Here is a 25,950-nt window from a genome sequence, read left to right on the forward strand (position 1 = left end):
TTCAACCCTTCATTTTCAGCGGCAGTCCGGCCGCGACGAAATAGACTTCAGCCACTTGCGCGGCGATCGATTGGTGGAGACGACCGGCATGGTCGCGGAAGGCGCGGGCCATCCTGTTTTCGGGCACGATGCCAAGGCCGACTTCGTTGGTGACGAAGATGACGGTGGCCTGGAGGTCGCCGAGCATGGCGGCGAGTGCTGCACCTTCTGCGTCGACGTCACGGCCCTCTTCCATCATCAGATTGGTAACCCACAGCGTCAGGCAGTCGACGAGGATGACCCGGCCGGGTCGGTCGAGCGCCCTCAGAGCGCCGATCAGGTCGAGCGGCGCCTCATGGGTCGTCCAGCCACCATCGGCACGGTCGGCCTTGTGTGTTTCGATGCGGGCGCGCATCTCGTCGTCCCAGGCGCGGCCGGTTGCGAGGTAGACACGGTCGAAGCCAGTGTCGCGCGCCATGGTTTCGGCAAAACGAGATTTGCCGGATCGGGCGCCGCCGAGAACAAGTATGGATCGGGAATGGGATGTTGTCATGGAGCGCCGAGGCCTCCATGCAGCGACGCGCACTGATGCCACCCCTCGGGAGCCGCAGGATCCGCCTTTGCAGAGAAGCTGCGCCAAAACGGCGTGAGCCCCCTGCGGGACCCAGAGGGTCCGCATGTCTCAAACGTCGCCAAGACAACCTCCGTGTTGGCAACGGGGATTGCTCCCCAGGTGGGCGTTATGCCCGTCACGGATGGCAGGTCTCCTGGCTCGCAGGTCGTGGCACGGATGCCAGCGGGTCTTCCTCGCCTTCCCGGAGTTTTTGCGACACGAAGAGGCGGACGATTCGTAGAGAAAGAGGCGTCCAGCCCCGGCTATTCGTGTCGCCACTCCAGTGGCTTTTCCCACCTCCGCGAAGCGACGGCCGACCGCACCGCGCGGTCCGTTGCCATCGATCTCAAAAGGCAGGATGGAAGACCCTCACTGCAATACAGTCGCGGGGTCGGCTGCGTTCGGCTTGCCCTGGATGGGTCCAGGCCTTCGCATTCCCTTTTGCTCTCCGGGCGACATCTCTGCCGTCCGGAAACCATCCGCGACTAGGATTAGGCGCGGGCCCCGCCCAAGTCAATCGCGGCAGCGGCATCGGCCCGCGTTAAAAACGTCAAGCTCCAAGCCCGGAAATCACGGCTTGGGCGTAAGGCAATCGCTGGCAATCGTCGGGTCGCAGCCGGTGCCGAGACGCACCGCGCCGCGTGCACCCTGCTCGACCGTGGTGCCGGATTTCACTTCCGCCGCAGCACGGGCCGGCTGGGCGGGGAATGCGGTCGGCTGGGGCGCTGCCGTCGGGACGACAGGCGGAGCCGCCATCACTTCAGACGCCGGCTTGGGAGCCTGTGCTGGCAAGGGTTTGGCAGGAATCACGGCGGCCGGAGCAGCCGGCCTTGCGGCTGCCCGCACCGGCGGTGATGGCAACGTCCCCTGAACCTCCGGATCGGTCTTCAGGCGCGTCGAAATCTCGGGGCGAACCGGGACTCTGCGCTTCATGGGATGGGCAAGCGAAAAGTCGAAGCGGATGCGCGCGGCAATTTCCTCGGCAAGCGACGCGCGCGCAAAGCGCGGGTCGTTGGTCGGAGCGTTGACGACATATCGACCTTCTGCGACCGGGTCCCCCGTCTCGACGGAGGTCGCGATCACGCTTACATGCGCCCGCTCCAGGCGCCGGCGCGCGCCTTCGCCGTTGTCCAGACGATCGATCTTGACCATCAACACGACACGCTCGGCGCCCGGCGGCGGATTGGTGGCAGCAATGGCCGCCGACACGCGTGCGTCAACGCCGGCTATGAGATCGAGCGGCATGCGCGCGTCAGCCATCACGGTGACGTTTCGAACATAGTAGACCAGCGGCCGGGGAAACATGCGGGCCTGGATGCTCGCACAGGAGACAAGGCACAGCACGAGCCCAAACGCGATTGCGGTGCGCAGACGACGAACTGTCATAACGACTCCGGCGGTGATTCTTCCCGCCAGAGCATCGGTCCATTATGGTTAGCGCAAAGTTAAGTTGCCGGGTCGAGGGCGGCAAACAATGCGGCGGCGGCCGCGTATTCCGCGTAACGCGCCTCGCGGCGGGCTTCGGCCTCCTCGTCGCTGCCCCAGTGTTCACTGGTCCAGTCTTCATCGACATGGGCGAGCGCCCAGACTGTGTCGAGATCGAATGCGCCTTCGGCGAAGGCGAGTGCCAGAACGGCAGAGCCGGTCAGGGTCGTCACGACATTCAGACAGGAAATCCGGAACGGCTCACGATAGGCATTGAGCGCGGTCGCATAGGCGGCAATCGCTGCGGCTGGCTGGGCCTGGTGCATCACTCCCTCGACGAGAATGAAGCGGGCCTGGTGGGCGGCGGCAATCCACGCCAGCACCGGATCCCAGCTCTTCGCCTGGCGCTCGACCAGCTCCTTCGGCGCATCGGCGCGGTAACAAAGAAGGTCGCTTCCGGCAAAACGCACGATCTCGTCGAAGACGTCATCAAGACTGATGGCAACCGCATCGATGGCGGTATTCGCGAGCTTGGTGATCGGCATCTTGGCCGGGTCGATATGCTCACCTTGAGCGGCCCATTCTGCCACGACCAGTTCTGCGGCCTCACGCGTCGGCAGGGTCAGCGCCTTCTTCGCCGGGGTCTTCACGGACTTGCCGTCGAGCAGGACAGAGAAGCCCTCCGGCCCTTCTGCAATGGAAGCATCCTTGTAGAACCGTTTCGGCAGCGGCCGCTTCATCTGGATCTGGGCACGGCGTACCGGATCCTCGTGGCTGTGCTCCGGAACGAAGGTGCCGAAAATGTCCTTGTCGAGCTCGTCGCGCATGAAGTGCTCCTAGTGAATATAGGCCAGAAGGTCGGCCGGCCGTTCGACGACGGCATCGGCCCCGGCGTTCCAGAGATCCTCGACCGCAGCATAGCCCCAGCCAACCCCGATGGCGGTCGCGCCAGCGGCTTTTGCCATTTGCATGTCGTACACCGCATCGCCGATGACAATCGTCTCGCGCGGCACGATGCCGGCTTCGTCACAGCATTCGTTGACCATCGCCGGATGCGGCTTGGACGGGCAGTCGTCCGCCGTGCGGCAGAACAGGAAATGGGGTTTTAGTCCATGGCCTTCAAGAATCGTTTCGAGGCCACGGCGTGATTTGCCGGTGACGGCACCCAGCCAGATATCTTCGCGCGCGATCAGCGTGTCGAGGACCTCGCGGATACCGTCGAACATAGTCTCGCCGAAGCCGGACGTGCGGCGCACCTCTGCGAAGATCGCCTTGTAATGCGCCGCCATGGCAACCGCCTCATCGTCGGCATGCGGCTTGCCATCCATACGGGCTATCGCGATGTCGAGCGTCAGGCCGATGATCGACTTGGTCGTGGCAAAGGCCGGTTCGGGCTTCTGGAAATCGCGGAAGGTGTGGCGCATGACCTCATGGATCAGGCCGGCGCTGTCGACCAGCGTGCCGTCGCAATCGAAGAGAACAAGCTTCATTCGGCGTCCCTGTCACCGTCGCGCTGGTCGAAACCGAGCAGGTTCCAGCTCTGCACCATGTGCGGCGAGAGAGGTGCGGTCACCTTCAGCCGTCCGCCATTGGGATGCGGCAGGTCGATGTAGCGTGCATGCAGGTGCAGACGCTTCTGGATGCCGCCGGGGAAATCCCAATTGTGGTCGTCGATGAAGTATTTGGGATCACCGATGATCGGATGCCCGATATGGAGCGCGTGGACACGCAGCTGATGGGTGCGGCCCGTATAGGGCTCCATCTCCAGCCAGGCGAGGTTCTGAGCGGCGGTATCGACAACCCGGTAATAAGTCACCGCGTGATCGGCGCCCTCCTCGCCATGTTTGCAGACCCGCATGCGGTCGCCCTCGTCGGTCTGGTCCTTGGTAAGCCAGGTCGAGATCTTGTCCTCGTGCTTGCGCGGCACGCCCTTCACCAGCGACCAGTAGATCTTCTTGGTGTCGCGCTCGCGGAAGGCCGCCGTCAGCTTCTGGGCGGCGCCGCGCGTGCGGGCGACGACGAGCACGCCCGAGGTGTCGCGGTCCAGGCGATGCACCAGGCGCGGCTTCTCGCCCTTCTTGCTGGTCCAGGCTTCGAGCATCTGATCGATATGGCGGTTGAGGCCGGAGCCCCCCTGGACAGCGAGACCGGCGGGCTTGTTGAGCACGAAGACCTTTTCGTCCTCATGCAACAGCATGCGCGACAGGAGTTCATGGTCGTCGCCATGCTTCAGGTCGTGACTGGACATCGGTCCGGTCTTCTTGGCGTCCACGTCCATCGGCGGAATGCGCACCACCTGGCCGGGCTGAACCCGGGCGTCGGACTTGACGCGGCCGCCATCGACACGCACCTGACCGGAGCGCAGGAGTTTCTGCAGGGCACCGAAGCCGAGACCCGGATAGTGGATCTTGAACCAGCGGTCGAGGCGCATGCCGGCCTCGTCTGCCTCCACGGTGATATGTTCGATGCCAGCCATCTGGGTTCTTTCATTCTGCAAGCGGGCAGAGCCCTTTGTCCGGAGCCTTTAGTTGATTTCGGCCCGGAAGGGAAAGCAGAAATGAAATCGGCGCCTCAGAACAGGCTGCGACCGAGCAGAAGCCCGCCAAAGGCTGCGCCCAGGGCAAGGATCAGGCTCGCGCCGACATAGGCAAAGGCGTGAGCCGTCGCGCCGCGCTCGATCAGCGCCATGGTGTCGAGCGAGAAGGAGGAAAAGGTGGTGAAGCCGCCGAGAACGCCGACAACCAGCAACAGCCGCAGTTCCGTCGAGGCATCGAAGCGGCGGGCGACGAGTTCGGTCAGAATGCCGATCGCAAACGAACCGACGATGTTGACCGTCAGGGTGCCCCAGGGAAAGGACAAGCCCATCAGTCGGGTCATGCCGAGTCCGACGAGATACCGGGCGACCGAACCGATCGCCCCGCCGATGGCGACAAGCAGGATATGGAACAAGGCGGCCTCCGGCACGTGAGCAATGGACCGGTTCAAGCCGTTGCGCGGCCCGTCGTCAAGTCCTTGCAGTCACGCGGAAGTCCGCGACAAAACGGCGAAGTGCCGTCCAGTCGGTGAATTCGTGATCGTGATGGATGTCGGTGGGCGCCTTTTCCTGCGCGGCCATGCGCTTCATCATCCAGCGTTTGAAGAAGTCATACTCGCTGTAGCGCAGCGCCCCTGCGGCATGATGCACCATCGCCGGCTTCCAGCCGGTTTCGGACAAGAGACCGTCGGGAAAATGTTGCGCCTCCTGGCGTTCCTCTTCCAGTTCGCTGCGGACCAGCAGGGTGACAGAAATAAAGGCGGAGGGAACGCTGTTCAACCACTCGGCTTCCTGGCGGACGAATGCAACGAAGGCTGCAGGATAACGGGCTGCATGAATGGGCGCGCACAGGATGGCGGCCTCCGGATGACCAAGGGCATATTCTCCGCCCAGCCCGATATCCAACAGCAGAGCCCGGTCTCCGGCAGCCTCGACTTCCGCCGCCACACGCTCGGCGATCTTGCGTGACTGGCCTTCCACGGAGGCATATCCGACGAGAATGATCATGGCCCGGCTCCTTGCTGTGAGGGACTGTGAAGATCCTACCCCACGGCGCGCCCGGCGCCTTGATCTGCCGCAAATGGCGGCGTCCGTCGCTCTCGAAAGGCGGCCTTTGGTTCGTTATAGTTTTATTCAAAGACCATAATTCGACTTAAAGATGCATATATACCCGTAGTTTATTCTAATGTCGTTATGTACTCTGCGGAACACACCCATGACACAGGTTGTCACAGTCTCTGCCCATACCGCCGCTTATGCGATGGAGCCGATCAAACCGCCGCAGCGCGTGTCACGCGCCTCCTATGTCGAGGACCATACGCGGGTGCTTGCTGAAAAGGCCGCCCGCGGCGACGACCCTCGTATTCGTGCTCTCGTCAGCGTGGTCCAGCCTCCGGCGCTGGCCCTGTATTTCCTCACAGCGAGCCAGGAGCGCCTGGAACAGGCGACCCTCAAGGACACGATCGAGGCCTACAAGAACTCGGTCGCCTGACCGCAAACCGTCGTCAAGCCAACACGAGAAAACCGCGACCGTTTCCGGCCGCGGCTCCATTTTGTGTCAGGTATTGATGAAGCGGATCACTTGGCCTTGGCCGGCCCGACCGGCAGCACGACGTCGACCTTGCCAGCCTTTTCGAATGTCAGCGTCACCGTGACCGACTGGCCTTCCTGGAACGGCTCGGCCACCTTGAAGAACATCATGTGCAACCCACCAGGCGTCAGTTCGACAGTCTGGCCGGACGGGACAGGAATGCCGTCCGGCAGCTGCCGCATCTTCATGACGTCCCCCTGCATTGCCATTTCATGCAACTGCACCTCGCCGGCGCGGTCCGATGCTGCGGATACAAGCCGGTCGTCGCTCCCACCCTTGTTGGTGATCGTGATGAAGCCGCCACCGACCGGCTGACCGGGCAGCATGGCCTTGATGAAGCCTGTGGTCAGGTCGAGATCACCAAGGCTCACGGGCTGGAAGCCGCCTGGATCGGTTGCCGCCATGTGGTCACCATGGCCCGCATGGGCATCGTGACCGGCATGGGCGCCATGCGTATCGGCGGCCGCAGCCTGATCGCCGTGGCCGGCATGGGCACCGTGACCGGCATGGGCATCGGCCTCGGCGGCGACGAGCTTCAAGACCGGAGCCGGTCCATCGAGTTCGTGCGGATCCTGACCGGGCGCTGCGATCTGGTCCCAGGCGACCTTGCCGTCCGCACCGCAAAGCTGAACGGTCGGGAATGCGAGACCCGTTGCCGGATCACCAGCCGCGACCTTCCCGTAGACGGTGAAGGTGTCGTAGAAATTGTCCGGCAGCTCACCGTTCTTGAAGCGGATCTCGACAGGACCGGACTTCACTTCCTTGCCGTGGTTATCGTAGCTCTTCTGGTAGTCGCCGTTGATGATCTCGATCTCCCAGCCCGGCTTGACCATGGGCTTGGCGGAGATGAAGCCTTCCGGCAGCTTGATCTGGACTTCATTGGTGGCCTTGCCGTCGCAACCGTGCGGGACCTGCAGGGTGGCGGCGACATAGGATCCGACGGCAACCGGTGCATTGGCAAAGGTGGCGTGGGCAAACGCGGACCCGGCCGAAGCGAGGGCGACGAGGCTGGTGGCGGCAAGCAATTTGATCTTCATGGTTATTCTCCGTACCGCGGCGCATGTGCGACCTGCGGCGATCCTCTGTTCGATTGATGTGTTGCGAAGGATCAGGCGGAGAGTGGAGGCCCGCGCAGGCGCGGACGGTCGAGCAGATGGGCGGAGCGTACCGGCGGCTCTGGCGCCTTAACTGCGCCGAGGCTGGCAAAGCTGCTGAGAAGCCAGGCATGATCCGGGGGCGACGGCAGAAGAATGGCACCCGCAAGACGGCAGGCTTCGCAATCCCCTGAAGGATTGGCATGCTTCTTCGCGTCGTCGGCAATGCAGAGATCGGCGAAGGTCCCATCGGGCAGGCTATAGGCGACCGAAAGCGCCTCCCTTGCCGTTGCCGTCGGCATGCGATGGGCAAAGCCGACAGACAGGAAGACCATGGCGCATAGAATGCGCAAGATCATCGTCGCTGTCTTCCGTGTTGGCTTCATCGTCGTCCCCGTTCGGATCATTGCTTTATCGCGATGCGCACGCCAAGCCAAGCGGCGAGATGACGCGGCACCCTGCAACCTTTCGGAGACATAGGCAGAGCTGCGCACGACGCCCCAGCGACAATTATTTGTTCGAGAGCGACGCAGCCCCTTGCCAAGCCGCCCCACTGCCAGATAATGCCATCACACCTTGTTGGGAGAAGCCGGTTCAATCCGGTGCCGAAGGAGCAACCGCCCCGGAAACTCTCAGGCAAAAGGACCACAAGGCGTCGACTGCACTCTGGAGAGAGGCCCGTTTCCAAAGCGGGCCAAGCCGAAGGGATAACAATCTCAGGCACAAGGACAGAGGGGGCTCATGCAACGGCACACCCGTGCCCAGACCTGAGCAAGCGCGTGAGCGCTGAAAACCCGGAGGCGACGTCTTGGACGATCAGACCCAACTCAAACGCACCCCCCTTTATGATTTTCACGTGACGCTTGGCGCCAAGATGGTGCCCTTTGCCGGCTATGACATGCCGGTGCAGTATCCGGCCGGCGTGTTGAAGGAACACCTGCACACCCGGTCCGCCGCCGGTCTGTTCGACGTCTCCCATATGGGTCAGGTCGAACTGGTGGCAGCCTCCGGCAGTTATGAAGACGCGGCCAAGGCGCTGGAATCGCTCGTTCCGGTCGATATCCTCGGCCTGAAGGATGGCCGTCAGCGCTACGGCTTCTTCACCGACGAAAACGGCGGCATTCTCGACGATCTGATGATCAGCCGCCTCGGCGAACGGCTTCTGGTCGTCGTCAATGCCGGCTGCAAGGATGCCGACATCGCCCATATGCGCGCGAAACTTCCTGATGGCGTGCAGGTTCTGGTCCATGACGACCGTGCGCTTCTCGCCTTGCAGGGACCGAAGGCGGAAGCCGTGCTGGCAGCGCGCAATCCCGATGTGACCGCCATGAAGTTCATGGACGTCCGCGAGCTCACTCTCGGCGACATCCCCGCCCTCGTCTCCCGCACCGGCTATTCCGGCGAGGATGGCTTCGAGATTTCGGTTCCAGCTGACCGGGCAACAGATCTCGCCACGGCTCTGCTCGACCAGCCGGACTGTGCACCGATCGGGCTTGGCGCCCGCGATTCGCTGCGCCTGGAAGCCGGCCTTTGCCTCTATGGCAACGACATCGACACCACGACGTCTCCCGTCGAAGCCTCCATCGAATGGGGGATCCAGAAGGTCCGCCGCTCGGGTGGTGCCCGCGAAGGCGGCTTTCCCGGTGCGAGCCGCATCCTCGGCGAACTGGAGAATGGCGTTTCTCGCCGCCGCGTCGGGTTGAAGCCCGAGGGCAAGGCCCCGGTGCGCCCGCCGGCAAAGCTCTTCGCCGATGCCGAGGGCCAGACCGAAATCGGCCATGTCTCCTCTGGCGGCTTCGGCCCGAGCGCCGAGGGCCCAATCGCCATGGGTTACGTGCCGACAGCCATGGCTGAACCCGGCACCCAGGTTTTTGCAGAAGTCCGCGGCAAATTCCTGCCCTTGACCGTCACCACCCTCCCCTTCGTCACCCCCACCTACAAACGCTGACAAAAAATCTCCGGAGAGAACTCATGTTGAAATTCACCGCTGAACACGAATGGCTGAAGATCGAAGACGGCATCGCGACCGTCGGCATCACCACCCATGCCGCAGGCCAGCTCGGCGATCTCGTCTTCGTCGAACTGCCGGAGGAAGGCACTGAATTCAAGAAGGACGCCAGCGCTGCGACCGTGGAGAGCGTCAAGGCAGCCTCCGACGTCTACTGCCCGCTCGATGGCGAAGTGGTCGCGATCAACCAGGCGATCGTCGACGATCCGTCGCTGGTCAATTCCGATCCGGAAGGGGCCGCCTGGTTCTTCAAGCTGAAGCTCGCCAATCCCGCTGACGCCGACGCTCTGCTCGATGAGGCCGCCTACAAGGAGCTGATCGCGTAATGACGACGGAATTCCAGTTCACGGATTACGATCCCTACGATTTCGCCAATCGGCGCCATATCGGCCCTTCGCCGGCCGAGATGACCGATATGCTCAAGGTGATCGGCTATCACTCGCTCGACGCGATGATCGACGACACCGTGCCCGGCTCGATCCGCCAGAAGGTGCCGCTCACCTGGGGTGCGGCGATGACCGAGCGCGAGGCGCTCGACAAGCTGCGCGAGACGGCGAACAAGAACAAGGTCCTGACCTCGCTGATCGGTCAGGGCTATTACGGCACCATTACGCCGCCGGTCATCCAGCGCAACATCCTGGAAAACCCGGCCTGGTACACCGCCTATACGCCCTACCAGCCGGAAATCAGCCAGGGCCGCCTGGAAGCACTTCTCAACTTCCAGACCATGGTGACCGATCTCACCGGTCTCGACGTCGCGAATGCCTCGCTGCTCGATGAGGCAACGGCTGCCGCCGAAGCCATGGCGCTCTGCCAGCGCAGCGCCAAGACAAAGGCCACCGGCTTCTTCGTCGACAAGGACTGCCATCCGCAGACCATCGCCGTCATCCAGACCCGCGCCGAGCCGCTCGGCTGGACCGTCACCGTCGGCGATCCCTTCACCGATCTCGACCCGACAGAAGTCTTCGGCGCGATCTTCCAGTATCCGGGCACGCATGGGCATGTGCGCGATTTCTCCGGCCTGATCGCCCGGCTGCACCAGACCGGTGCCCTCGCGGCTGTTGCGGCCGACATTCTCGCCCTGCTGTTGTTGAAATCACCCGGCGAAATGGGCGCCGACATCGCCATCGGTTCGACCCAGCGTTTTGGCGTGCCGGTCGGTTACGGCGGTCCGCATGCGGCCTATATGGCGGTCAAGGACGCGATCAAGCGCTCCATGCCCGGTCGTCTCGTCGGCGTCTCCGTCGATGCGCGCGGCAACCGCGCCTATCGCCTGAGCCTCCAGACCCGCGAACAGCATATCCGCCGCGAGAAGGCGACGTCGAACATCTGCACGGCGCAGGTTCTGCTCGCTGTGATGGCCTCGATGTATGCGGTCTTCCACGGTCCGCAGGGGTTGAAGGCAATCGCCCAGCAGGTGCATCGCAAGACCGTGCTGCTGGCCAAGGGGCTGGAAAAGCTCGGCTATACCATCGAGCCGGAAACCTTCTTCGACACGATCACCGTCGAGGTCGGCCATATGCAGGGTCTGGTCATGCGCGCGGCTGTCGCGGAAGGCGTCAACCTGCGCAAGGTCGGCGAGACAAAGGTCGGCATCGCGCTCGATGAACGCACCCGTCCGGCCACGCTCGAGGCCGTCTGGCGCGCCTTCGGTGGAAAATTCTCGGTCTCGGAATTCGAAGCGGACTACCGCCTGCCCAAGGATCTCTTGCGCACCAGCGATTACCTGACGCATCCGATCTTCCACATGAACCGCGCCGAAAGCGAGATGACCCGCTACATCCGCCGGCTCTCCGACCGCGATCTGGCACTCGACCGTGCAATGATCCCGCTTGGCTCCTGCACGATGAAGCTGAACGCGACAGCCGAAATGCTGCCGATCACCTGGCCGGAATTTTCCGACATCCATCCCTTCGTGCCGGCCGATCAGGCACTCGGCTACAAGGAGATGATCGACGATCTCTCGGAAAAGCTCTGCGCGGTGACCGGTTACGACGCGATCTCGATGCAGCCGAATTCCGGCGCGCAAGGGGAATATGCGGGGCTTCTCACGATCCGCGCCTATCACCTGTCGCGGGGCGATACGCACCGCACCGTCTGCCTGATCCCGACCTCGGCCCATGGCACCAACCCGGCCTCCGCCCAGATGGTCGGCATGACGGTCGTGCCGGTGAAGTCGAAGGAAAACGGCGACGTCGATCTCGACGACTTCCGCGCCAAGGCGGAACAGCATGCAGAAAACCTGTCCTGCTGCATGATCACCTATCCCTCGACGCATGGCGTGTTCGAGGAGACGGTGCGCGAGATCTGCGAGATCACCCATCAGCATGGTGGCCAGGTCTATCTCGACGGCGCCAACATGAACGCCATGGTCGGCGTCGCCCGTCCCGGCGACATCGGCTCTGATGTTTCCCACCTCAACCTGCACAAGACCTTCTGCATCCCGCATGGCGGCGGCGGTCCGGGCATGGGTCCGATCGGCGTCAAGGCGCATCTCGCGCCCTACCTTCCGGGGCATGTCTCGACCGATGGTCGTCCAGGCGCGGTCTCGGCCGGCCCTTACGGCTCGCCGTCGATCCTGCCGATCAGCTGGTCCTACTGCCTGATGATGGGCGGTGAAGGTCTGACCCAGGCGACGAAGGTCGCGATCCTCAACGCCAACTACATCGCGGCACGGCTGAAGGGCGCCTATGACGTGCTCTACACCTCGGCCTCGGGTCGCGTGGCGCATGAATGCATCATCGACACCCGCCCATTGCAGGCTTCTGCGGGCGTCAGCGTCGACGACGTGGCCAAGCGCCTGATCGACTGCGGCTTCCACGCGCCGACGATGAGCTGGCCGGTCGCGGGCACGCTGATGATCGAGCCGACGGAATCGGAGACCAAGGCCGAGATCGATCGCTTCTGCGAAGCGATGCTGGCGATCCGCGAGGAAGCCCGTGACATCGAGGAAGGCCGGATGGACAAGGCCAACAACCCGCTGAAGAACGCACCGCATACGGTGGAAGATCTGGTCGGCCAGTGGGATCGTCCCTATAGCCGCGAACAGGCCTGCTACCCGCCGGGCGCCTTCCGGGTGGACAAGTACTGGTCTTCGGTCAACCGCGTCGACAATGTCTATGGCGACCGCAACCTGGTGTGCACCTGCCCGCCTATGGAAGCCTATGCGGAAGCCGCCGAGTAACGGCCCCAGTATCGACACAGGAACGCCGCCGTTGAGGCGGCGTTCTTCATTTGTCGTGACGGTCTGACAATCACTGTGATGGAACGGAATGACGCATTGGCCGTTCTTCTGCTGCTCAACACAGGAGAACAGACATGCGCAATACTCTTATCCTCGCTGGTGCAGCGGCACTGATGACGCTCGCAGCGTCGGCCAATGCGCAGGAAACTGTCATCATCCAGCAGGCCCCGGTGGCCACCCAGTCGACGATCGTCGTTCCGGCACCCGTCGAAACCTATGTCATGCAGCGCGAAGTGCGCTCCGTGCCTTACGAAGGTGACGTCCTGATCGGACGTGTCATCGACGATCCCGTCGAACTCTATCCGGTCGATGGCTATGAGAACTATTCTTACACGGTCATCAACGACCGTCGTGTGATCGTTGATCCACAGACCCGCCAGATTATTCAGATCATCGAATAAGATCTGACATCTCGCTGCATCAGAAACCCGGCCCCAGCGCCGGGTTTTTCTTGTCTTCTCGTCGTCCGTGCCAAATCCGATCATTCCGATATTCGCCTGCAACAGAGCGGAAACCACGGTTGTTCAGCATTTCCTCATCCAGAGACCCTAATCTGCCTTGGTCCATCATCACCCAGGGTCGCCTAATGAGCCTTTCCAGCGTCATGAGCATTTCGTTGTCGGGCATGCAGGCCCAGCAAACACGGGTGACCGCTGCGGCGAGCAATGTCGCCAATGCACTTACCCCCGCTTACGATCGACGGACGACTGCGTTTTCGAGCGAGGCTAGCGGCGGGGTGCGGGCATCCGTCGCCCCCTCGGGTGCAGACACCTTCGCAGACAGCTCGAATGTCGATCTTGCCGAGGAGGCGATGGCTCTTCTTCAAAGCGAAATCGCCTTCAAGGCCAATGCGAATGTCTGGGAAACCGGTGCCGACATGTGGGACGTGCTGATGAGCATCAAGCGCGACTGACTGCGTGCCAGGCGCGACCTTCGCCGTATCAGGCGAGCAGGCTGCGCAAGGCCAGACCGAGCGCCAGCACACCGAACACGATCAGGATCACCGCAGAAACCTGTGCAACCATCCGCGTGAACCGTTGCGGGAGACGTTTGCGCATCAAGCTTACCGCGCCGCTCAGGAAAAACCACCAGGCGAGCGAGCCGAGGAAAACGCCAACCACAAGCATGACCGCAGCCGAACCGCCCTCTCCGGCCGCAAGTCCGAGGCCGGCGAAGATTGCGGCGAAGGAGAGGATGGTCGCCGGGTTCGCGATGGTCAGCAGAAAGGTCGCGGCTGTCGTGGCCAGCAATCCTTTCGAACCGACAGAAGCGGCCGAAACATCGGCACGCGGTTTCAAGTCCTGCAGGCCGAGATAGAGCAGAAACAGGCCGCCAACGACCTGCAGTGGCCACTCGATCGCAGCCAGGACGCCTGAAAGCGCGGTAAAGCCTGCAGCAGCAAGGGCTGCGTAAACGCCGTCGGCCAGCGCCGTGCCCAACCCGCCGGCAACCCCTGCCCAGAAGCCACGCTCCAGCGTCCGGTTGATGCAAAGCGCACCGATCGGCCCAAGCGGCGCGGCGATTGCCATGCCAAGCACGAGGCCTTTCGCAAAAAGCAGGGGATCCATCTCACCCTCCTGCCAAAGGAAGACCGCGCTCGCAGACCGTCGACAAGGCAATCATCGTCTCGCTGCGGGCGACGAAGCGGCGGATCTTGAGGTCCCCCAAAAAGGCTTCGACGCCGGCAAGGTCCGCCGCACGTATTTTCAACATGTAAGACCAACCGCCGGTGACGTGATGGCATTCCAGAACGGCCGGATGCGTCGCAATGACGGATCTGAACGTGTCCTCACCGGCATCGTAGTTCAATGCGACGAGTACGAAGGCCGTGACGGGCAGATCGATCGCCGCCGGATCAGCTTCCACCGTGAACCGCCTGATAGCACCGGTCGCGACCAGTCTGCGAATCCGCTCGTTCACCGCCGATGGCGACAGCTCGACGGCGTCACCGATGCTCGCCAGAGAGCGACGGGAATCCTCACCCAGCATATCGATTATTTTGCGGTCAATCTTTTCCATTTCCGCAAAATATAACGCTCAGAAACTGACATCAAGATATTTTGCGGCACAGTTCGAACGTCAGTGAAAATTTCACCCATTTGGAGCCAACAACAAAAAACGCCCGGACACAGCCGGGCGTCATGGGTGAAGGGACCGCCTTTCGGTCAGGCGCTTTCGCGCTGACGGGCCAGTTCCGCAAGATCGGCCGCTTTCAGCTCGACCGATTCGCCGCATCCGCAGGCCGACGTCTGATTGGGATTGTGGAAGGTGAACCCGGAACGCAGCGTGGTTGTCTCGAAGCCCATCTCGGTGCCCAGCAGGTAGAGAACCGCGGCCGGATCAATCCACACCGTCGCACCGTCATGCTCGATCCGGTCATCCCTGGGGTTGGGTTCGGTGACCAGGTCGATGGTATATTCCATCCCGGCGCAACCGCCCTTTTTGATCCCGACCCTGATACCCTTGGCATCCGGCCCCGAATTTTCGACGATTGCCTTGACGCGGGCAGCCGCTGCTTCGCTCATCGACATCACTTGAAAGGCCATCGGCATAATCTCCATCCACAACCGGGTTCAAGGTCCGGCGTTTCTTGTGCCTTGAATGTAGAGAGGCCTGGGCGGCCTATCAATACCAGCCGACGGCGACCTGCGCCTCTTCGGACATGCGGTCGGGGGTCCATGGCGGATCGAAGCTCATTTCGACCTCGACGCCGGAGACGCCCTCGACGGAACCGACAGCATTTTCGACCCAGCCCGGCATTTCGCCGGCGACCGGGCAACCGGGTGCCGTCAAGGTCATGACGATCTTCACCGTGCGGTCGTCTTCGATGTCGATCTTGTAGATCAATCCCAGTTCGAAGATGTCGGCCGGGATTTCCGGGTCGTAGACGGTCTTCAGCGCCGCAACGATATCATCCGACAGGCGTGCCACTTCTTCCGGCGGGATCGCGGTGTTGATGATGCCTTCGCGGACATCAGGCTTGGTTTCTGTGTCACTCATGGTGTTCATTCCTCAGGCGAAGAAGCTGCGCGCATAATCCAGCGCGTCGGCCAAAGCATCGACTTCTTCCCGTGTGTTATAGAGACCAAAGGAGGCGCGGCAAGTGGAGGTCACGCCGAAGCGGGCAAGCAGCGGCTGGGCGCAATGGGTTCCAGCGCGAACGGCAACACCGCGACGATCGATCATGGTCGAGACGTCATGGGCATGGATGCCGGCGAGTTCGAAGGAGAAGATCGCCCCCTTGCCCGGCGCGTTGCCGATGATCCTCAGCGAATTGATCGCGGAGAGGCGCTCATGCGCATAGGCGCGCAGGCTTTCCTCGTGCGCGGCAATGTTCTGACGGCCAAGCGCTTCCATATAGTCCAAGGCATAACCCAGACCGATCGCCTGGACGATCGGCGGTGTGCCGGCCTCGAAGCGATGCGGCGGCTCGTTATAGGTGACGCGATCTTCGGAGACTTCGACAATCATCTCACCGCCGCCCATGAACGGATCCATGTCGCGCAGGCGGTCCATCTTGCCCCAGAGCACGCCGATGCCCGAGGGACCGTAGAGCTTGTGGCCGGTCACGGCATACCAATCGCAGCCGAGATCCTGGACGTCGACGGGCATATGCACCGCGCCCTGGCTGCCATCGACCATGACGGCGATGCCGCGCTCATGGGCAATGCGGCAGACTTCCTTGATCGGCACGACGGTACCAAGCGCGTTGGACATATGGGTGATGGCGATCAGTTTGGTGCGGTCGGTCAGGCAAGCCTTGAAGGCCTCCATGTCGAAGGCTCCGTCATCGGTCACAGGCGCCCAGACGAGCTTGGCGCCCTTGCGCTCACGCAGGAAATGCCAGGGCACGATGTTGGAGTGGTGCTCCATGATCGAGAGCACGATCTCGTCGCCCTCGCCGATGTGCTTCATGCCCCAGCCATAAGCGACCGTGTTGATCGCCTCGGTCGACGACTTGGTGAAGATCACCTCATCGATCGAGGGGGCATTGAGAAACCGGCGCACCTTTTCGCGCGCCGCTTCATAGGCGTCCGTCGCGGCATTGGAGAGGAAATGCAGGCCACGATGCACGTTCGCATATTCATTCGAATAGGCGTGCGCGATCGCATCAATGACCTGTCTCGGCTTCTGGGCCGAAGCGGCATTGTCGAGATAGACCAGTGGCTTGCCATAGACCTCGCGCGACAGGATCGGGAAATCCCGCCTGATGGCGTCTACGTCATACCCTGTCCGTGCCGCAATCGTGTCAGCCATGGTGCTCCAGCCAGTCGGTGATGATCTCTTCCAGGGCTTCGACGAGGGCTTCGTCTTCCAGTTCCTCGACAATCTCGGCGACGAAACCGTTGACCAGAAGGCCACGCGCCTTCTTTTCCGGAATGCCGCGCGACATCAGGTAGTAGAGATGGCTCTTGTGGATGTCGGCAACCGTCGCGCCATGGGCGCACTGCACATCATCGGCGAAGATTTCGAGCTCGGGCTTCACCGAAAACTCGGCATCATCCGACATCAGCAGCGTGTTGCAGGCCATGCGCGCATCGGTCTTCTGGGCATCCGGGGCCACCCGGATCATGCCCTGGAACACGCCCTTGGCGCGATCAAACACCACGTTGCGGATGATTTCCGTCGATGTGGTGTTCGGCACGTCATGGCCGAGCGTCATGGTGACGTCGGTATGCGTGTCGCCGCCCAGCAGATTGACGCCGCGCAGGGTGAAGTCGGAGCCTTCGCCAACCGTCTTCACATGCACTTCCTGGCGCACCAGCTTGCCGCCGGCATTGATGACGAACAGCCGGAATTTTGCGTCCGTGCCAAGTTCGGCGCGGATCTGGCCCAGATGGCTGTCGGCATCACCTTCGCCCTGGACGATGACCCAGGTGATCTCGGCGCCCTCGTCGAGCTTCAGGTCGGCAACGACCGTGGCCAAGGCAGCGGAACCGCTCTGGCCGATATGGCGCTCGATCACCGTTGCCTTCGAACCCTTGCCGAACGTGGCCGGGAAACGCAGATGCAGCTGGCCGGCCGCATGAACCGACTGCAGTTCCACCGGACGGTCGATCACTGTATCGGCGGCAACAGCAATGGCGTAGCCGTCACGAACGAAGGCGCCGTTGATGCGGCCGATCGTGTCATCGCTGTTGAAGGCGGTCAGGCCCTCGGCAGCAGCGCCGCTTGACAGCGCTTCGCGGTAAAGTTCGACCGTCAGCCCCTCCGGCAGATTGGCCGGCGTTTCCGCCACGCCCTGCAGAATGCGCAGAACCGTACCGTCATTGACGATCGGTGCCTCAGACTTGGCAACGGCCTGCGGTTCGTCTGCGGGCAGTGCACGCAGGAGCGCCTTGAGGTCGGTATAGTGGAAGGTCTCGACGCGACGCGTCGGCAGGCCCTGGCGCTTCAGGCCGTCGAACAGGCCGTCACGCTTCAGCAAAACGGCGCCATCGCCGGGCAAGCTGCCGATCTGGTTGGTATAGGCGTCGATGAGCTGGGTCTCGGCTGCGGTGAGCCGGTTGGCCGCTTGCAATGTCATCGGTGCAACTCCTTCAAACTCTGCCGAACTCAGGCAGCCTGCCCCGTGATATCGGCATAGCCGTTGGCTTCCAGCTCAAGCGCCAGCGACTTGTCGCCCGACTTGATGATCTGGCCCTTGTAGAGAACGTGCACGCTGTCCGGCACGATGTAATCGAGCAGGCGCTGGTAGTGGGTGATGACGACGGTCGCGCGGTCCGGACGCTTCAGGGCGTTCACGCCGTCAGCGACGATCTTCAGCGCATCGATGTCGAGGCCGCTGTCGGTCTCGTCGAGGATGCAGAGCTTCGGCTCGAGCAGCGCCATCTGCAGGATCTCGGCGCGCTTCTTCTCGCCGCCGGAGAAGCCGACGTTCAGCGGACGCTTCAGCATGTCCGGGTTGATCTTCAGCTCCGCCGACGCTTCCTTGACGCGGCGGATGAAGTCCGGCGTCGTCAGCTCGGCTTCGCCACGCGCCTTGCGCTGCGAGTTCATCGCAACCTTGAGGAACTGCATGGTGGCCACGCCCGGGATTTCGACCGGATACTGGAAGGCGAGGAAGATGCCCTTGGCAGCGCGCTCGGCCGGGTCAAGTTCGAGGATGCTCTCGCCGTTGTAGAGGATGTCGCCTTCGGTGACTTCATAGTCTTCGCGGCCCGAGAGAATGTAGGACAGCGTCGACTTGCCGGAGCCGTTCGGGCCCATGATGGCAGCCACTTCGCCGGCCTTCACGGTGAGGTTCAGGCCCTTGATGATTTCGGTGCCGTCTTCGGCGATACGGGCATGGAGGTTTCTGATTTCAAGCATGTCTGTCTCGATTTCTCTTCGCCTCATCGGAGGCTTCGTTTGCCGTTTGATGGCCACCTTCCGTCAAGGTGGCATTTGATTTAGATGAGCTGGAGCGGCGCCTGCTACTCACCAATGCGATTGCATCGCCGACCCCGAAAAGCAGAAGACCCAGACCGGACAATACAATCAATGTAAGCGTGGCACCATCTAGCGCATGCCCACCCGAGCCTTCGGTCGAACCCTCGATACTCGCCAGAAGCACACCCCAGATCACGACTAAAGCGCAGCCTGCACTTACAGCAGCAAGAAAATAGGTAACGAACTTCCGTACCATCGGGGCTCCCTCTGGATTATCCGACCGACCCCTCGAGCGAGATGTTGATCAGCTTCTGCGCCTCGACCGCAAACTCCATCGGCAGCTGCTGGATCACGTCGCGGACGAAGCCGTTGACGATGAGCGCGATTGCCTCTTCTTCCGGGATGCCACGCTGCATGGCGTAGAACTTCTGGTCCTCGGAGATCTTCGAGGTCGTCGCCTCATGCTCCACCTTGGCCGTCGAGTTCTTCACCTCGATGTACGGCACGGTGTGCGCGCCGCAGGTGTCACCGATCAGGAGCGAATCGCAATTGGTGAAGTTGCGAGCGTTTTCCGCCTTGCGGTGCATCGAGACCTGGCCGCGATAGGTGTTCTGCGACACGCCGGCCGAGATGCCCTTGGAGATGATCCGGCTCTTGGTGTTCTTGCCGAGATGGATCATCTTGGTGCCGCTGTCGACCTGCTGATGGCCGTTGGAGACAGCGATCGAATAGAACTCGCCCTGGCTATCGTCACCGCGCAGGATGCAGGACGGGTATTTCCAGGTGATCGCCGAGCCGGTCTCGACCTGAGTCCAGGAGATCTTGGAACGCGCACCACGGCAATCGCCGCGCTTGGTGACGAAGTTGTAGATGCCACCCTTGCCGTCCTTGTCGCCGGGATACCAGTTCTGCACCGTCGAATACTTGATCTCGGCGTCATCCAAGGCGACGAGCTCGACCACGGCTGCATGCAGCTGGTTTTCGTCGCGCTGGGGTGCCGTGCAGCCTTCGAGATAGGAGACGTAGGCGCCTTCTTCGGCGATGATCAGCGTGCGCTCGAACTGGCCGGTGTTCTTCTCGTTGATGCGGAAATAGGTCGACAATTCCATCGGGCAGCGAACGCCCTTCGGGATGTAGACGAAGGAGCCATCGGTGAAGACCGCGCAGTTCAGCGTCGCATAATAGTTGTCGGTGACCGGAACGACCGAACCGAGATATTTCTTCACCAGATCGGGATATTCGCGGATCGCTTCCGAGATCGACATGAAGATCACGCCGGCCTTCATCAGTTCCGCCTTGAAGGTCGTGACGACCGAGACGGAATCGAAGACGGCATCGACGGCGATCTTGGACGACTGGACGCCGGCCAGCATTTCCTGCTCTTTCAGCGGAATGCCGAGCTTTTCATAAACCCTCAGAAGCTCCGGATCGACTTCGTCCAGCGACTTCGGACCGGCAGCCGTCTTCGGCGCCGAGTAGTAATAGATGTCGTTGAAGTCGATCTTCGGATAGTCGACGCGGGCCCAGGTGGGCTCCTCCATCGTCAGCCAGCGACGATAGGCGTCGAGGCGCCATTCGAGCATCCATTCCGGCTCGTTCTTCTTGGCCGAAATGAAGCGGACGATGTCTTCCGACAGTCCCTTCGGGGCCTTGTCGACTTCGATGGTGGTTTCAAAACCATACTTGTACTGATCCACATCGATCTGGCGAACCTGATCGATCGTTTCCTGCACAGCAGCCATGGTCGTTCTCCAATCTTGCCGGGCCAAATTCCGGCAGCTTGTTAACGTTGGGCGGTGTCCCGCCATACTTAAGGTTTTCGAGCCAGCATTTCACCCTCTTGGCAAGGGAAAAACGAACACTCGTCAAGTTTTCCTGCGCTTTACGCTGCCTGTTCGGCGCGCTTGCGGCGTTGAGCGATCTTTTCGAAGACCGCGATGAAGCGGTCAATATCAGCCTCCGTCGTACCGGGTCCGAGCGACAGGCGCAGCGCACCATGTGCGGCATCCTCGCCCATGGCCGTCAGGACATGGCTCGCTCCGACCTTGCCCGAGGAGCAGGCAGCCCCGGCCGAGAGCGCCACACCTTCGAGATCGAATGCAATCTGCCCCGTCTCGGCCTTCAGGCCCGGCAGGCGGAAGAAACTTGTATTGGCGACGCGGGCAAGACCACGACCGTAGATGACAGTCTCCGGCGCAACGCTGAGCATCGCCTCTTCCGCCCGGTCGCGCAGAGCCGCGATCACGGCATTGCGTCCCTCGATATCTTCACCTGCGACCCGCGCCGCGGCGCCGAAGCCCGCGATCGCCGCCAGGTTTTCCGTTCCCGCTCGATGGCCCTTTTCCTGGCCGCCACCGCGCACCAGCGGCTCGGGCATCAGCGTTTCGCCGCGCGACACGAGCGCACCCACACCCTTCGGCCCGCCCAGCTTGTGCGCCGAGACGATGAGAAAATCGGCTCCGAGGTCCGTGATCGACACCGGAATTCGTCCCGCTGCCTGGACGGCGTCAACCACCAGCAGGCCACCATGCTTCTTTACGATGGCTGCCGCTTCGCGGATTGGCTGGATCAGACCGGTTTCATTGTTGACCAGCATGATCGCGACGAGCGGCATGCCGGAAGTGACATCATGGGCAGCCAGCAGATCCGCCAGCGCGTCCAGATCGACAAGACCCTGTGGCGTGACCGGGATTTCCGACACCTGCTCAGGCGCAAAACGGCCGCCATTGCGGACCGCCGGATGTTCGATCGCCGAGACATAGAGGCGACCGACGGCAATCTTCGCCTTGCCCATGCGATAGACGGGAGAGAGGGCGTGGTTCGCCGCTTCCGTGGCGCTGCCCGTAAAGGTCACATGGGCCGGCTCGGCTCCGAGGAGACCCGCCACATCCCGGCGCGCCTTTTCGATCACCACGCGCGCCGCGCGCCCCTCGGCATGCACCGAGGACGGATTACCGGGAAGGGACAGCGCCTCCAGGACGGCATCGCGCGCCACGCCCAAGAGCGGCGCGGTCGCGTTCCAGTCCAGATAGATGCGTGCGATTGCCATTCCTCAGGCAGACCTCTGGTTCCCCCGGCGCATTTTCCTTGAAATTTCGGCCGGGCTTGTCCTATGACACCTTCAACCCGGATGCAGCCGCATCCAGTTTCGAACGGTTCTAAACTTCGTTTTAGAAAAGCTGACTGACTTCGTCAAGTCAGCTTCCTGATATGATGCGCCAGAGCCGACAGAATTGTTACGGACCGGAGTCTCAATGCCCGAAGTCATTTTCAACGGCCCGGCGGGCCGCCTCGAAGGTCGTTACCAGCCCTCCAAGGAAAAAAGCGCGCCGATCGCCATCATCCTGCATCCGCATCCGCAGTTTGGCGGGACGATGAACAATCAGATCGTCTACCAGCTCTTCTACATGTTCCAGAAGCGCGGCTTCACCACGCTGCGCTTCAACTTCCGCGGCATCGGCCGCAGCCAGGGCGAATTCGACCATGGTGCCGGCGAACTGTCGGATGCCGCATCGGCGCTTGACTGGGTGCAGAGCCTGCATCCGGATTCGAAGAGCTGCTGGGTTGCCGGCTACTCCTTCGGCGCCTGGATCGGCATGCAGCTCCTGATGCGTCGCCCGGAAATCGAAGGTTTCATGTCGATTGCGCCGCAGCCGAACATCTACGACTTCTCCTTCCTCGCCCCCTGCCCCTCGTCTGGCCTCATCATCCATGGTGACGGTGATAAGGTGGCCCCGGAAAAGGACGTCCAGGGCCTCGTGGACAAGCTGAAGACGCAAAAGGGCATTCTGATCACCCACAAGACGGTGACCGGCGCCAACCACTTCTTCAACGGCCAAGTGGAAACGCTGATGGGCGAATGCGAAGACTATCTCGACCGTCGCCTCGAAGGCGAACTGGTCCCCGAACCCGCCGCCAAGCGGATCCGGTGACATGATCCGGATCGTGGCCGATACAAACGTTTTCATTAGCGCTTGTATCGGCCAGGGTCCTGCTTCGAAGGTGATCGAGGCTTGTTTCGACGGACGATTCGTCCCTTTCATGTCCGGTCCACTTTTGATGGAATACCGTGACGTCTTATCCAGAACAGAACCATTCCTGCGCGCCCGACTGAATTCCCAAGAGCGTACGGCACTTCTGGAAATCTTCCTCTCACGCTGCCATTGGCGCACCGCCTATTTCAAGCGGCGTCCCAATCTGGTCGATGACGGTGACAATCACCTGCTCGAATTGGCAATCTCGGCCAATGCGCATATACTCGTCACATCGAACATTCGCGATTTCGAGCGGGCCGAACTCAGGTTTCCGCACATCAGGATCGAAACTCCAGAGACAGCCGCCAGGAGGCTTTGGGCATGAATGCATTGACCGTTGAACTGAGTTCGGAGGTCCATGAAAAGGTGGACCTGATCGCGGCTGAAAAAGGCGTGACCCCCGAGCGCCTGTTGTCCGATATGACGGCTGAGATGGTCATGCAGCATGACGCCCACCGCCTGTTCCAGGAGATGGCCGAACGTGGCAAAGGTCGGGAAGCAGAGGCACTCGCTCTCCTGCAGCGCGACTGACCTGTGATCATTATTTACATACGTGATTTTCAATGACCTCAGACCTTTCCTTCGACGCCGTCGGGCTCGCAGGCGGTGGAAACCGCTGCTACTGGCAGAGCGGGTTTCTGAAAGCCTACAGCGAACACCAGTCCCTCAATCCGCGCTTCTACGTCTCCGTCTCCGCCGGAGCCTATCACGGTGCCATGTTTCTCGCCGGCGTCGGCGACCGGGTGCGGGCCTCCGCCTTCGCCTTTGCCGAAAAGGGACATCGCGGCGTCGACTGGCGTGCGCTCAGACGCCGGCAATCCCCTCTCGTCGTCGGCTCCCTCTTCCGGCAATTGCTCGCCAGCGAATTCGGCGAGGATGAATTGAAAGCCCTGAAGGCCGCCCCGCCCATGCTGATCCAGCTGTCCGAACTGCCCGATTGGATGCCCGGTGCATTCGGCGCACTGGGTTCGATCGGAGCCTACCAGATCGAAAAACTGCTGACGGACGGCGTGCATTCCAAGGCCGGCGCAAGGCTGGGCCTGCGGCCAGTGTGGATATCGACGCACAATATCGACTATCCGGGGGAACTGGTGGATGCGCTGATGGCAACCTCGTCCGTCCCGCCCTTTATGCCGATCGGACGCGTGCGTGGTCGCGCCTATCTCGATGGGGGCCTCGTCGACAATCCGCCGCTGACGAAGTTGCGCGAAGTGGAGAAGAAGGGCTGGCGCACGCTGCTTCTTTCCACCCGCTATGGCCGCAAACCGCCATCAGCGCCCAACCGCATCGTGGTCGGTCCGAGCGAAGACATTCCGGTGAACAAGTTTGCCGTGGGTGACGCCGCCGGCATACGGCATGCTTATGAAGTTGGGTTGCGGGATGGATTGGCCTTTGCCCGCTCCCATGACACCCGATCGATCTCGAAGAACTGACAGGGCTCGCCACGAACCTGCCTGAGGATGGTGGGCGTCATGCCGATCGTCGTCAACACGCGGGTGGAAGCCTTGTTGTCGACATGCGCCATGCCCTCGAGCCGGTCAGCTATGTCTTGGGCAAAGAACCAGTCTCTGAGTGCGGCGGCGATCTCTGTCGCATATCCCTGTCCCCAGGCATGCCGGGCGATGGAGTAGACGACCTGATGAGCCCCGTCATCCTCGTACCAGTTTATGCCGGCACGCCCGATGAAAGCGCCATCGTCCTTTGCCAGAAGCTTAAGTGTCGCCAGCCCGCGTAAGGCAAACGCGGAGCGCCACCCATCAATGCGTCTTTTCGCGTAGTCGAGGCTCCAGGGCACGCCTTCGCCGACATAGAGGCTCGTTTCCGACGTCGCATGAAGAGCAGCAAGAGAGGCTTCATCCCCCCGTTCCCATGGGCTCAGCAACAGACGTTCGGTTTCCAGAATCACGGGGCGTGCCAGCACACCGCCGCTGACCGGCAACGTCACGCCCGTCGTGCCCGGGAAGGTCAGCGGCAGCCCATGCACAGACCGCACGGCAAGATAGGCCCAGGCCTCGGCCTCCATCGCATCGCCATCAAAGCCGGTTGCTTCCGCGGACAGGACGTCGGCGCCCTGTTCGCCCGCCAACCGGGCCAGATCGGCCATGATGGTCCGGTTCAACCGCCCACCGCCGCAGATTACATAGGTCTTCGGCTGCGCCGGCAGGTGGGCGGCGGATTTGAGAATCGCTGCGGCCGAGACATAGGCCAGTGTGCGCGCACCATCCGACAATTCCGCCTCGTCCGCTTCCGGTGGCCGGAAATCGTTGCGGTCGAGCGAGCGGCGCGTCTTGGCCGAGAAGAACGGGTTTTCGAGATATCGGTTGGCAAGCGCCGCGATCACCTGCCCTTCCGAGGCGATCCGGCCGCCGTCGTCATAGGGAATGCCGGCATGGGCCTCGACCCATTGGTCAATCAGGGTGTTACCCGGTCCGCTGTCGAAACCTGTAATCGTGCCGTCGCGGCCGAGAAAGGTCAGGTTAGAAATGCCGCCGATATTGACGAAACAGACGGGCCATTGATCGCCGGAGATCTGGTGCGCCAGTGCCTGATGATAGACCGGCACCAGTGGCGCGCCCTGCCCACCATGGATCATGTCATTGGCGCGCATGTCGTAGACGACGGGAATGCCGGTCTCCTTTGCCAACAACGCGCCGTCGCCGATCTGGACGGTCAGCCCTTCGTCCGGACGATGCAGAACAGTCTGACCGTGAAAGCCGATCAGGTCGATGTCGGATGCGGACAATCCCGCATGCTTGAGAAAAAGGCGCACCGCTTCGGCATGCCGTAACGTTAGGTCCCTCTCCATACGGGAGAGATCGCCTGGTCGTTCCCGGCGTTCCCGGATCGCCTTCGCGTCGTCCAGAGCCTGCTTCAGCCGCTCGCGAAACGCCGGCTCATAGGGCACCGAGAGAAACGGGCCGCGCTCGACGATAGCCTCGCCATCCGTGCGCACCAGTGCCACGTCGATGCCGTCCATCGAGGTTCCGCTCATCAGCCCGATCGCTGTCTTCATCCGCGCCATACATCACCCGATTCGACCACCCGTCTTGGCCGACA

The 25,950-nt window shown here is 62.0% G+C and carries 29 protein-coding genes, 1 pseudogene and 2 riboswitches; of the genes and pseudogenes, 10 read left to right on the plus strand and 20 right to left on the minus strand.

What is annotated here, in order from left to right; all coding sequences use genetic code 11:
* Position 1: 1 nt before the first annotated feature.
* From cobU to DFO46_RS08590, 7 genes are all read right to left on the minus strand, one after another.
* The gene (gene cobU / locus DFO46_RS08560; protein WP_120277011.1) at positions 2–532 is read right to left on the minus strand and encodes a bifunctional adenosylcobinamide kinase/adenosylcobinamide-phosphate guanylyltransferase; all 531 of its coding nucleotides are present in this window, start codon (positions 530–532) and stop codon (positions 2–4) included.
* Positions 533–718: 186 nt separating this feature from the next.
* Positions 719–1,087, minus strand: a riboswitch (cobalamin riboswitch).
* A gap of 75 nt (positions 1,088–1,162) precedes the next feature.
* Complete coding sequence (locus tag DFO46_RS08565) at positions 1,163–1,978, minus strand: hypothetical protein (RefSeq protein ID WP_120277012.1); 816 nt, start codon at positions 1,976–1,978, stop codon at positions 1,163–1,165.
* A gap of 59 nt (positions 1,979–2,037) precedes the next feature.
* Positions 2,038–2,844, minus strand: a complete 807-nt coding sequence (locus DFO46_RS08570; RefSeq protein ID WP_120277013.1) for an ATP12 family protein — start codon at positions 2,842–2,844, stop codon at positions 2,038–2,040.
* A gap of 9 nt (positions 2,845–2,853) precedes the next feature.
* Entirely contained in the window at positions 2,854–3,507 is a 654-nt protein-coding gene (locus DFO46_RS08575) for an HAD family hydrolase (RefSeq protein ID WP_120277014.1), read from the minus strand.
* Positions 3,504–4,493 (minus strand): RluA family pseudouridine synthase, encoded by a 990-nt coding sequence (locus DFO46_RS08580; protein WP_120277015.1) that lies wholly within the window; start codon positions 4,491–4,493, stop codon positions 3,504–3,506. The genes DFO46_RS08575 and DFO46_RS08580 overlap by 4 nt, the downstream gene beginning before the upstream one ends.
* 95 nt (positions 4,494–4,588) lie before the next feature.
* Positions 4,589–4,966: a fluoride efflux transporter CrcB gene (crcB, locus tag DFO46_RS08585; protein ID WP_110793140.1), complete on the minus strand. Its 378-nt coding sequence runs from the start codon at positions 4,964–4,966 to the stop codon at positions 4,589–4,591.
* A gap of 55 nt (positions 4,967–5,021) precedes the next feature.
* The gene (locus DFO46_RS08590; RefSeq protein WP_120277016.1) at positions 5,022–5,558 is read right to left on the minus strand and encodes a flavodoxin domain-containing protein; all 537 of its coding nucleotides are present in this window, start codon (positions 5,556–5,558) and stop codon (positions 5,022–5,024) included.
* Positions 5,559–5,766: 208 nt separating this feature from the next.
* Here DFO46_RS08590 and DFO46_RS08595 point away from each other — a divergent pair, with 208 nt between their 5' ends.
* Positions 5,767–6,042 (plus strand): hypothetical protein, encoded by a 276-nt coding sequence (locus tag DFO46_RS08595; RefSeq protein ID WP_110793142.1) that lies wholly within the window; start codon positions 5,767–5,769, stop codon positions 6,040–6,042.
* A gap of 86 nt (positions 6,043–6,128) precedes the next feature.
* Here DFO46_RS08595 and DFO46_RS08600 read toward each other — a convergent pair whose 3' ends face one another.
* Positions 6,129–7,178, minus strand: coding sequence for a DUF1775 domain-containing protein (locus DFO46_RS08600; protein WP_120277017.1), 1,050 nt, complete (start codon positions 7,176–7,178; stop codon positions 6,129–6,131).
* A 71-nt stretch (positions 7,179–7,249) separates the two neighbouring features.
* The gene (locus DFO46_RS08605) at positions 7,250–7,594 is read right to left on the minus strand and encodes a hypothetical protein (protein ID WP_120277018.1); all 345 of its coding nucleotides are present in this window, start codon (positions 7,592–7,594) and stop codon (positions 7,250–7,252) included.
* Positions 7,595–7,804: 210 nt separating this feature from the next.
* Positions 7,805–7,893, plus strand: a riboswitch (glycine riboswitch).
* 150 nt (positions 7,894–8,043) lie between these two features.
* On the opposite strand from DFO46_RS08605, the gene gcvT reads away from it, so the two are divergent.
* The 5 genes from gcvT (at position 8,044) to DFO46_RS08630 (ending at position 13,400) form a co-directional block, all read left to right on the plus strand.
* Entirely contained in the window at positions 8,044–9,183 is a 1,140-nt protein-coding gene (gene gcvT, locus DFO46_RS08610) for a glycine cleavage system aminomethyltransferase GcvT (protein WP_120277019.1), read from the plus strand.
* Between the two features lie 23 nt (positions 9,184–9,206).
* Positions 9,207–9,569, plus strand: a complete 363-nt coding sequence (gene gcvH, locus DFO46_RS08615) for a glycine cleavage system protein GcvH (protein WP_120277020.1) — start codon at positions 9,207–9,209, stop codon at positions 9,567–9,569.
* Complete coding sequence (gene gcvP / locus DFO46_RS08620) at positions 9,569–12,427, plus strand: aminomethyl-transferring glycine dehydrogenase (protein ID WP_120277021.1); 2,859 nt, start codon at positions 9,569–9,571, stop codon at positions 12,425–12,427. Before gcvH ends, gcvP begins: the two co-directional genes overlap by 1 nt.
* Before the next feature lie 134 nt (positions 12,428–12,561).
* Positions 12,562–12,888: a DUF1236 domain-containing protein gene (locus DFO46_RS08625; RefSeq protein WP_110793148.1), complete on the plus strand. Its 327-nt coding sequence runs from the start codon at positions 12,562–12,564 to the stop codon at positions 12,886–12,888.
* A gap of 185 nt (positions 12,889–13,073) precedes the next feature.
* Positions 13,074–13,400: a flagellar basal body rod C-terminal domain-containing protein gene (locus tag DFO46_RS08630; protein WP_120277022.1), complete on the plus strand. Its 327-nt coding sequence runs from the start codon at positions 13,074–13,076 to the stop codon at positions 13,398–13,400.
* Positions 13,401–13,428: 28 nt separating this feature from the next.
* Here the strand turns inward: DFO46_RS08630 and DFO46_RS08635 are convergent, their stop codons facing one another.
* The 9 genes from DFO46_RS08635 to DFO46_RS08675 form a co-directional block, all read right to left on the minus strand.
* Positions 13,429–14,055 (minus strand): LysE family transporter, encoded by a 627-nt coding sequence (locus tag DFO46_RS08635; RefSeq protein WP_120277023.1) that lies wholly within the window; start codon positions 14,053–14,055, stop codon positions 13,429–13,431.
* A 1-nt stretch (position 14,056) separates the two neighbouring features.
* Complete coding sequence (locus DFO46_RS08640) at positions 14,057–14,506, minus strand: Lrp/AsnC family transcriptional regulator (RefSeq protein ID WP_120277024.1); 450 nt, start codon at positions 14,504–14,506, stop codon at positions 14,057–14,059.
* A gap of 146 nt (positions 14,507–14,652) precedes the next feature.
* Complete coding sequence (gene sufA / locus DFO46_RS08645) at positions 14,653–15,033, minus strand: Fe-S cluster assembly scaffold SufA (RefSeq protein WP_110793152.1); 381 nt, start codon at positions 15,031–15,033, stop codon at positions 14,653–14,655.
* A 79-nt stretch (positions 15,034–15,112) separates the two neighbouring features.
* Positions 15,113–15,487: an SUF system Fe-S cluster assembly protein gene (locus DFO46_RS08650; RefSeq protein ID WP_054160022.1), complete on the minus strand. Its 375-nt coding sequence runs from the start codon at positions 15,485–15,487 to the stop codon at positions 15,113–15,115.
* Positions 15,488–15,499: 12 nt separating this feature from the next.
* Positions 15,500–16,744, minus strand: a complete 1,245-nt coding sequence (locus tag DFO46_RS08655; protein ID WP_120277025.1) for a cysteine desulfurase — start codon at positions 16,742–16,744, stop codon at positions 15,500–15,502.
* Entirely contained in the window at positions 16,737–18,014 is a 1,278-nt protein-coding gene (gene sufD / locus DFO46_RS08660) for a Fe-S cluster assembly protein SufD (RefSeq protein ID WP_120277026.1), read from the minus strand. The genes DFO46_RS08655 and sufD overlap by 8 nt, the downstream gene beginning before the upstream one ends.
* Before the next feature lie 29 nt (positions 18,015–18,043).
* Complete coding sequence (sufC, locus tag DFO46_RS08665) at positions 18,044–18,799, minus strand: Fe-S cluster assembly ATPase SufC (RefSeq protein WP_102019889.1); 756 nt, start codon at positions 18,797–18,799, stop codon at positions 18,044–18,046.
* Positions 18,800–19,131: 332 nt separating this feature from the next.
* Positions 19,132–20,601, minus strand: a complete 1,470-nt coding sequence (sufB, locus tag DFO46_RS08670) for a Fe-S cluster assembly protein SufB (RefSeq protein ID WP_120277027.1) — start codon at positions 20,599–20,601, stop codon at positions 19,132–19,134.
* A 140-nt stretch (positions 20,602–20,741) separates the two neighbouring features.
* The gene (locus tag DFO46_RS08675) at positions 20,742–21,908 is read right to left on the minus strand and encodes a cysteine desulfurase family protein (protein ID WP_120277028.1); all 1,167 of its coding nucleotides are present in this window, start codon (positions 21,906–21,908) and stop codon (positions 20,742–20,744) included.
* Between the two features lie 205 nt (positions 21,909–22,113).
* On the opposite strand from DFO46_RS08675, the gene DFO46_RS08680 reads away from it, so the two are divergent.
* From DFO46_RS08680 to DFO46_RS08695, 4 genes are read left to right on the plus strand one after another with little or no spacing between them, the layout of a single operon-like run.
* A complete protein-coding gene (locus DFO46_RS08680; protein ID WP_110793159.1) occupies positions 22,114–22,791 on the plus strand; it encodes an alpha/beta hydrolase in 678 nt (225 codons plus the stop codon).
* 1 nt (position 22,792) lies between these two features.
* The gene (locus tag DFO46_RS08685) at positions 22,793–23,218 is read left to right on the plus strand and encodes a putative toxin-antitoxin system toxin component, PIN family (protein ID WP_120277029.1); all 426 of its coding nucleotides are present in this window, start codon (positions 22,793–22,795) and stop codon (positions 23,216–23,218) included.
* Positions 23,215–23,424: a toxin-antitoxin system HicB family antitoxin gene (locus DFO46_RS08690; RefSeq protein ID WP_110793161.1), complete on the plus strand. Its 210-nt coding sequence runs from the start codon at positions 23,215–23,217 to the stop codon at positions 23,422–23,424. The genes DFO46_RS08685 and DFO46_RS08690 overlap by 4 nt, the downstream gene beginning before the upstream one ends.
* Positions 23,425–23,456: 32 nt before the next feature.
* Entirely contained in the window at positions 23,457–24,326 is an 870-nt protein-coding gene (locus tag DFO46_RS08695) for a patatin-like phospholipase family protein (protein ID WP_120277030.1), read from the plus strand.
* On the opposite strand, the gene DFO46_RS24125 is transcribed toward DFO46_RS08695, so the two are convergent.
* Positions 24,254–24,814 (minus strand): GNAT family N-acetyltransferase, encoded by a 561-nt coding sequence (locus DFO46_RS24125; RefSeq protein WP_245422606.1) that lies wholly within the window; start codon positions 24,812–24,814, stop codon positions 24,254–24,256. The two genes, DFO46_RS08695 and DFO46_RS24125, sit on opposite strands and share 73 nt — an antisense overlap.
* Positions 24,800–25,915: pseudogene (locus DFO46_RS08700) on the minus strand (anhydro-N-acetylmuramic acid kinase); the annotation flags it as partial. The pseudogene DFO46_RS08700 and the gene DFO46_RS24125, both read right to left, overlap by 15 nt.
* Positions 25,916–25,950 lie beyond the last annotated feature (35 nt).

The sequence above is a fragment of the Rhizobium sp. AG855 genome, from assembly GCF_003610655.1.
GTDB classification, from domain to species: Bacteria; Pseudomonadota; Alphaproteobacteria; order Rhizobiales; family Rhizobiaceae; genus Allorhizobium; species Allorhizobium wuzhouense.